This is a genomic window from Pseudorhodoplanes sp., assembly GCF_035565855.1.
GTDB lineage: Bacteria > Pseudomonadota > Alphaproteobacteria > Rhizobiales > Xanthobacteraceae > Pseudorhodoplanes.
In genome coordinates, this window is record NZ_DATMRX010000018.1 from 1 (window position 1) to 6,751 (window position 6,751).

At 62.2% G+C, this 6,751-nt stretch carries 7 protein-coding genes; 4 read left to right on the forward strand and 3 right to left on the reverse strand.

What is annotated here, in order from left to right; genetic code table 11:
• Both VN004_RS01055 and groES read right to left on the reverse strand, forming a co-directional pair.
• A partial coding sequence (locus tag VN004_RS01055; RefSeq protein ID WP_325606253.1) for a TCP-1/cpn60 chaperonin family protein occupies positions 1 to 473 on the reverse strand: 473 nt, incomplete at its 3' end.
• Positions 474 to 505: 32 nt separating this feature from the next.
• Positions 506 to 820, reverse strand: coding sequence for a co-chaperone GroES (groES, locus tag VN004_RS01060; RefSeq protein WP_325606254.1), 315 nt, complete (start codon positions 818 to 820; stop codon positions 506 to 508).
• Between the two features lie 315 nt (positions 821 to 1,135).
• Between groES and VN004_RS01065 the strand changes: the two genes are divergently transcribed.
• The 3 genes from VN004_RS01065 to VN004_RS01075 all read left to right on the forward strand — a co-directional run bounded on the left by VN004_RS01065 (position 1,136) and on the right by VN004_RS01075 (position 4,004).
• Positions 1,136 to 1,405 (forward strand): usg protein, encoded by a 270-nt coding sequence (locus VN004_RS01065; RefSeq protein WP_325606255.1) that lies wholly within the window; start codon positions 1,136 to 1,138, stop codon positions 1,403 to 1,405.
• A 226-nt stretch (positions 1,406 to 1,631) separates the two neighbouring features.
• Positions 1,632 to 2,795, forward strand: coding sequence for an MFS transporter (locus VN004_RS01070; protein WP_325606256.1), 1,164 nt, complete (start codon positions 1,632 to 1,634; stop codon positions 2,793 to 2,795).
• A gap of 132 nt (positions 2,796 to 2,927) precedes the next feature.
• Positions 2,928 to 4,004, forward strand: a complete 1,077-nt coding sequence (locus VN004_RS01075; protein WP_325606257.1) for a DUF2336 domain-containing protein — start codon at positions 2,928 to 2,930, stop codon at positions 4,002 to 4,004.
• Here the strand turns inward: VN004_RS01075 and VN004_RS01080 are convergent.
• The gene (locus tag VN004_RS01080) at positions 4,001 to 5,251 is read right to left on the reverse strand and encodes a NupC/NupG family nucleoside CNT transporter (protein WP_325606258.1); all 1,251 of its coding nucleotides are present in this window, start codon (positions 5,249 to 5,251) and stop codon (positions 4,001 to 4,003) included. The two genes, VN004_RS01075 and VN004_RS01080, sit on opposite strands and share 4 nt — an antisense overlap.
• A gap of 115 nt (positions 5,252 to 5,366) precedes the next feature.
• Between VN004_RS01080 and VN004_RS01085 the strand changes: the two genes are divergently transcribed.
• Positions 5,367 to 6,329, forward strand: a complete 963-nt coding sequence (locus VN004_RS01085; protein WP_325606259.1) for a tripartite tricarboxylate transporter substrate binding protein — start codon at positions 5,367 to 5,369, stop codon at positions 6,327 to 6,329.
• The last annotated feature ends 422 nt before the right edge of the window (positions 6,330 to 6,751 follow it).

Consider the following 6,751-nt stretch of genomic DNA (forward strand, 5'->3'; position numbering starts at 1 on the left):
ATCTCCTGATCGCCGTTGGCGGAGATGGTGCCGACCTGGGCGATCTCCTCGTTGGAGGTGACCTTCTTGGAGTTCTTCTTGAGGTCCTCGACGATGGCCTCGACCGCGAGGTCGATGCCGCGCTTGAGGTCCATCGGGTTCATGCCGGCGGCAACCGAGCGGATGCCCTCGCGGACGATCGCCTGGGCCAGCACGGTGGCGGTGGTGGTGCCGTCACCGGCGAAGTCCGAAGACTTCGAGGCGACTTCGCGCACCATCTGCGCGCCCATATTCTCGAACTTGTCCTCGAGCTCGATTTCCTTGGCGACCGTCACACCGTCTTTGGTGATGCGCGGAGCGCCGAACGACTTGTCGAGCACAACATTGCGGCCCTTCGGACCGAGCGTCACTTTCACGGCGTTGGCGAGCGTATCCACGCCGCGCAGCATCTTCTCGCGTGCGTCGACGGAGAATTTTACGTCTTTAGCAGCCATATTTGATGTTCCTCGGATTTATCGTTGTTGGATCAGGCGGCCTTCTTGCGCGCGACGGTGTCTTCCATCACGCCCATGATGTCGCTCTCTTTCATGATCAGGTATTCGACGCCGTCGATTTTGACCTCGGTACCGGACCACTTGCCGAACAGAACCGTGTCGCCGACCTTGACGTCGATCGGAATAAGCTTGCCGCTCTCATCGCGGCCGCCCGGGCCAACTGCGATGACTTCGCCCTGCTGGGGCTTCTCCTTGGCGGTGTCCGGGATGATGATGCCGCCGGCGGTCTTCTCATCGGACTCAATGCGCTTGACGACGACGCGGTCGTGAAGCGGGCGGAACTTCATGGGTATCCTCCATCAGTGCTTCGAAACATTAGAAATTTGAAGACGGACCGGACTGGAACCGGCTGCCGGCGATCTAGGGCCGGCTATTCCGTGCGCAAGGGGTTTGCCGTAAAAAATTGGCACTCGTCAAGGGGGACTGCTAGCACGCGCGGGCGTGGTTAACGGCGGATCGCATTTTGTCAGCAGCCGTGAGCAAATGCTGCTAACGCATTGATTTTAGGAACAAAATTCAATTTTTGGGCTTGTCAGTTCCAAACCGCGATTGAAATCTATGCGTCTCACAGAACGTGGGAATCGCTTCGCCTGAGGACTGACATGGTATCAAAGGACTTCCAGAAGCAGATCGCCGGCTACGGACTGACGACCGCCGAAATCCTTTACCGCCGGCCTGACCACCCGTGGCTTCTACAAACCTATGTCTGGCAGAATTACGACCTCTGCCCGGACTTTCCCGAACTGAACCAGTTTCTCCGCTTCTGGGAAAAATCCATAGAGGGCGCGTTGCACACTGTGACCGTGGCGCATTCGCGGTTGATCCGGCCGTCCGAAATTCGGGCCATCGACGGCGTATTCCGCCTGCACTAGGCCGGTCGCGATAGCGTCAGGCGCCAGTGTTGCGGCCACACGCATGTGGCCCGCTCCCTGCCTCGCTGGTTTGAGTGCGGCGGCGCGGATGTCGCGCTGTGCCATTCGCCCTCCGTCAATTCGCCCTCTGTCAAGGTGGCGCGCGGGGTGCCCCCCTTCCGCCGGCGACATAGCCAACCAGCAGCATTTGCAATAGCGTCGGTGACCCTTTGACCTCCGTCGCTGCATGACCCACCTGTCGTCCCGCCTTGCCCTGTTGAGCGGGAATTTCATCACTGGCCTGTCCGTCCTGGCGCCAGCCGGCATGCTGACCGAGCTGGCGGCGGCGCTTCATGTCACCGTTCGCGATATCGGCCTGCTCGTTACCTATGGTGCGGTAGTCCTGTGTCTCGCATCTCCCCTCGTGTCCTGGCTGACCGCACGGGTCGGCCGGCGCCTCCTCATGAGCGGCACGCTGGCCGTGGTCGCCGCGGGGCATTTCCTGTCCGCCAGCGTCGACAGCTATGTCGCGATCCTCGGACTACGGCTTGCCATGCTTGCGCTGGTCGCGATCTACACGCCACAGGCGGCGAGCACCATGGCGCTGATCGCACAGGAGAAGGAGCGCCCCGCCGCCATCGCCTTCGTGTTTTTGGGCTGGTCGCTGGCCATCGCGGTCGGATTGCCGCTGATCACCATGATGACCAGTCACTTCGGCTGGCGCGAGGCCTATGCCGCGATCGGATTGGCGGCCGCGGTCAGCGCGGCGCTCAATTTTGCATCCTTGCCGAGCGGATTGCAGGGTCACCCGCTGTCGCTTCAAAGCTTCGTCGACATCGGTCGCAATCGGACGTTGATATTGATCCTGCTGATCACCCTGTTCCAGATGTCCGGGCAGTTTTCGATCACGGTCTATATGGCGGCGCTGGTGCAGAAAGTCGCGGGCGGCGGGCCGGCAGCGGCCGGTATTCTGTTCACGCTTCTCGGCGTTGCCGGATTGATCGGCAACCTGGCCGCGACACGGATCGTGCAATTCGCCGGCGTCAATCGAACGCTTGGCTTCTTCATCATGGTGATGATGGCAGGCGGCCTGACATTTTCCCTCGGGAACGGCGTGCTTGCCGTGATGGCGGCGGGCGTTTTCATCCTGGGGCTCGGGATCACTGCGGGGAACACGATGCAGCAGGCGCGCCTTGTCACTGCGGCACCGCTGCTCGCAACCGCCACTGTCGCGCTGAACACCTCGGTGCTTTATGTGGGGCAGGCGCTCGGGTCCGGCGCCGCCGGCATTTTGTACCAGCACGAATATTATCGCGCGATCGGATTCGTTTCCGTTGTCTTCTTTGCGCTGGCATTCGCGGTGTTCACTCTCTCCCGCGTAAAGTCGCAATCAGTTTCACGATCGAATTAACGCTCCGGTAAGCGCAAACGCGGGCTTTGTCCCTAGTGACATGCGCGCGATGATTTCCGCCAGATCCATTTACGCAATTTTGGGTTGGATGACGCTAGCTGTTGGTGCGAAACAGCCAAGGCAAGCAATGAGATGCCGGCCCGTTACCTTCTTGAACTTGCCAGCCATCGCTCTTCGGACAAGCGGCTTGAATTGCTGCGGATCATCGCGGAGTCCTTCGCGGTCGCGAACGAGCCCCCGACGCCGACAATTAAGCATCTTCTGAGCGACATCGTCGGCAAGCTGCTTACGCAAATCAATCCGGCCGATCGCGCGCAGGCGGCCGCCTCGCTGGCGAAGATGGACCAGCTTCCGGACCATGTGGTCTCGTCGTTGATCCATGACGACGACATCGCGGTCGCAGGTCCGATCATCCGCGACTATCGCAAGCTCTCGGATCGCACGATGGCCGATGTGGCGCACAACGGGCCGCAGAGCCATCTCGAAGCGCTCGCCGAGCGCGACGGCGTCAGGCCGGCTGTCACCGATATTCTCGTGCAGCGTGGCGAAGGGCCGGTTCTCCGCAAGCTCGCCTGCAACAGCGGCGCAACGCTCTCGCGGCAGGGCATGCGCGTGATGATCGGCAAGGCCGCGAGCGATCCGCACTTGCAGGAGGCTTTGGTCGGCCGAAACGATCTGTCCCTCGAAGCGGTGGGGCAATTGCTGTCGATCGTGTCCCAGTCTCTTGTCGCAAAGCTGCGCAGCGCCGAAGTCCAATTCAATCCCGCGGTGGTCCAGGATCAAGGCGCAGGCTGGATGTCGGATCGAACAAAGAATGTGGCTCAAATCAACCGCAGCATTCAACGCGTGCGCGCCTGCGCGGAAAAGCTCGACGACGTCCTGATGGCGATTGCCGTCGAACGGAGATTGCTCGACCTCGCGACATTGATCGCGGGTGTCTGCGATCTCGATCGCGATTACGGCTTCAACCTCGTGGCACAGGGTAGGACCGACAGCCTCATTGTGCTGCTGCGCGCATTGGGCGTGGGCTGGCCCGTTGCCGAGCGCGTGCTGACGCTCCGGATCGACAAACTCGGATCGGAGTTTTGCGGGCCGATGATCGATGAGGCGACGTACGAAAGCGTCGAGGTCGACGTTGCCAGGCGCGCCATTCATTTCCTCAAGGTCCGCCGCGCGGCGCTATTGCAGCAGCGGCAGGCGGTGGCCTAGTTCACGAGCCCCACGATCGCGCCGATCGTGCAGGTCGCAAGCGTGCCGGAGACGATCGTCCTTGGCCCAAGCGCGAGGATCTCCTCGCGCCGTTCCGGCGCCATGACCGTCAATCCTGCGATCATGATGCCCAACGATCCGAAATTGGCGAACCCGCACAGCGCATAGATCATGATCAACCGCGATCGATCGCTCAGCGCGTCGGGCGGCAGCTTCGCCAGTTCGACATAGGCGATGAACTCGTTCAGCACGGTCTTGATGCCCATCAACTCGCCGGCGCGCAGCGCCTCGGTCCAGGGCAATCCCATCAGCCAGCACATCGGGGCCATCACGATGCCAAGCATGCGCTGCAGCGTGACGTTTGCCCCGCCGATCTCCGGAAAGACGCTCAGGATAGCATTCGCCAAGTGAACCAGCGCGACCAGCACCGTCAGCATGGCGATGATGTTCAGTAACAATGCGAGACCCTGCGCGGTGCCGATCGCAATGGCGTCCATGGTCGAGCTCGCGACCGGCGGCGGGTCGGGATATTCGCCTGCGGTCGCGTCGGTGCGGAATTCTGGCACCATCAGCTCGCTGATGAGGATTGCGGCGGGAGCGCCAAGCACCGATGCGATCAGCAGATGCCCTGCGATATCGGGCACCAGCGGCCGCAGGATCGTTGCATAGACCACGAGCACCGTCCCCGCGATCCCGGCCATGCCGCCGGTCATCACAATGAACAATTCGGCGCGGCTCAGCTTTTCGAGGTAGGGGCGGATGAACAGGGGCGCTTCGACCATCCCGACGAAAATGTTTGCGGCGGTTGACAATCCGACCGCGCCGCCAACGCCCATGGTGCGCTCCAGCGCCCACGAAAATCCGCGAACGATCGGTGGCAGGATGCGCCAGTAAAACAGCAGCGTCGTCAGTACGCTCATCACCAGCACCAGCGGCAAGGCCTGAAAGGCCAGGATGAATTCGCTGCCGGGGATTTTCGGTTCGAAGGGCAGGGGGCCTCCGCCCAGATATCCGAAGACAAAGGCCGTACCGGCGCGCGTTGCTGCCGCAATGGCCTCGACCGCGACGTTTGCAGCAGCGAACCCGGCTCGCACCGCCGGTACCTTGAACATCAGCGCAGCGAGGATCGCCGTCAGAGCCATGGCGGCAAGCACGCGCCGCCACGAAACCGCGCGATGGTTTTCGCTCAAGGCGAAAGCCAGCGCCGGAATGGCGATGAGGCCCAGCAACGATTGCAGATGGGGCATTTGGGGAATCGACCCGCGCGTCGCATCCATTGTCACGGCGTAGGGCCATGCATTCAAGCGCTCTTCCCATTGAATGCCGCGGATGATCCAATGCGAAAAAACGGGGAGGAAGAGAATGCGTTTGACTGCCTTTGCCGCGCTCGCCGCGGCGCTTGCCATTTCGACCGGCGCTGCGGCGCAGGACAAATATCCATCGAGGCCAATCACGCTGTCACACGGTTTCGGCGCCGGCGGAAATTCCGATACGGTTGCGCGGATCATCGCTCCTGTGCTGGCCGAGCGGCTCGGCCAACAGGTCGTCGTCGAGCCGCGGGTCGGTGCCGGTGGCAATCTGGCGACGGACCGCGTCGCCAAGGCGGCGCCTGACGGCTACAATCTGATCGTGCTGACCGGAGGCCACGCCGTTTCTGGGGCGCTCTACAAGGCGCTGCCGTTTCACCCTGTCGACGATCTGCAGATGCTGTCGACCCTGATCTATTTCCCGTTCGTGATTTCGGTGCGCAAGGATCACAGATTCCAGTCGCTCGCCGACCTCGTCGCGGAGGCCAAGGCAAAGCCGAAGACCATCACGTATTCGTCCGTCGGTGTCGGTTCGACCCAGCATCTGGCGGGCGAATTGCTGGCCTCGCTCGCCGGAATCGAACTCGTGCATGTCCCTTATCGTGGCGGGCAGGCGCCGGTGACCGACCTTCTTGGTGGCCGCATCGACGTCATGATTGACACCCTGACCGTGACGCGTCCGCAGCTTCAGGCCGGGACCATTCGCGGCCTCGCGGTGACGAGCCCCGCGGCCTGGCCCAGTCTTCCGGGCATTTCTCCGGCCTCACAAACGGTGAAGGACTACGACGTGCGGTCCTGGATGGGTATTGCGACCACCAAGGGCGTCCCCGAACCGATCGTCCGGCAGCTCAATGCAGAGATTCTCTATGCGTTGAAGCAGCCTCAGGTCCGCGACAAGCTCGAAGGCATTGGCAACGAAGTGCGGGGCTCGACGCCCGATGAGATGCGCAACTGGATCGCCGGCGAAATCGCCAAATGGCGCAAGGTTATCGATGATGCGAAAGTGGAGCGACAGTAGCTCGCTTCAAGGGTCTGGTCAGTAACAGCCCCTCACGATCTGCCCAGGCGCGAAACTCAAGTGCCAGCTTCTGGGCTTCGTCTGCTGTCTCGATCCGCTCAAGGCGCCGCGCGAGCACGGAGGCGGTTAGGCTGCAATGGGTCATTGCGTGGTCGCGGACGAGCCTCGCGGCCTCCATCGAGGACGCGATCGCGTGGCCATCGCGCAAATGAACCGGCGGCCGGATTGCGAATGTGGACATGGCGCGCTCCTTGTTGCGCGCACGGTGAACGCGACCACCGCCCGCGAGTTCCCTCGCCGGGCGGTTCTCAACGGGGTGTGATCAGCCCGGCGTCACGCCGGCAGTCACCAGACCGACCCGACGAGGTGGAATGTCCTGCACCGTCCGGCCGGCTTCGACCCGGTTGCGGCCCTTCTGCTTG

Bases quoted from the DNA above. Each gene is read 5' to 3' on its own strand.
- groES (WP_325606254.1), bottom strand. From the start codon at position 820: ATGAAGTTCCGCCCGCTTCACGACCGCGTCGTCGTCAAGCGCATTGAG.
- VN004_RS01065 (WP_325606255.1), top strand. From the start codon at position 1,136: ATGGTATCAAAGGACTTCCAGAAGCAGATCGCCGGCTACGGACTGACG.
- VN004_RS01070 (WP_325606256.1), top strand. From the start codon at position 1,632: ATGACCCACCTGTCGTCCCGCCTTGCCCTGTTGAGCGGGAATTTCATC.
- VN004_RS01075 (WP_325606257.1), top strand. From the start codon at position 2,928: ATGCCGGCCCGTTACCTTCTTGAACTTGCCAGCCATCGCTCTTCGGAC.
- VN004_RS01080 (WP_325606258.1), bottom strand. From the start codon at position 5,251: ATGCCCCATCTGCAATCGTTGCTGGGCCTCATCGCCATTCCGGCGCTG.
- VN004_RS01085 (WP_325606259.1), top strand. From the start codon at position 5,367: ATGCGTTTGACTGCCTTTGCCGCGCTCGCCGCGGCGCTTGCCATTTCG.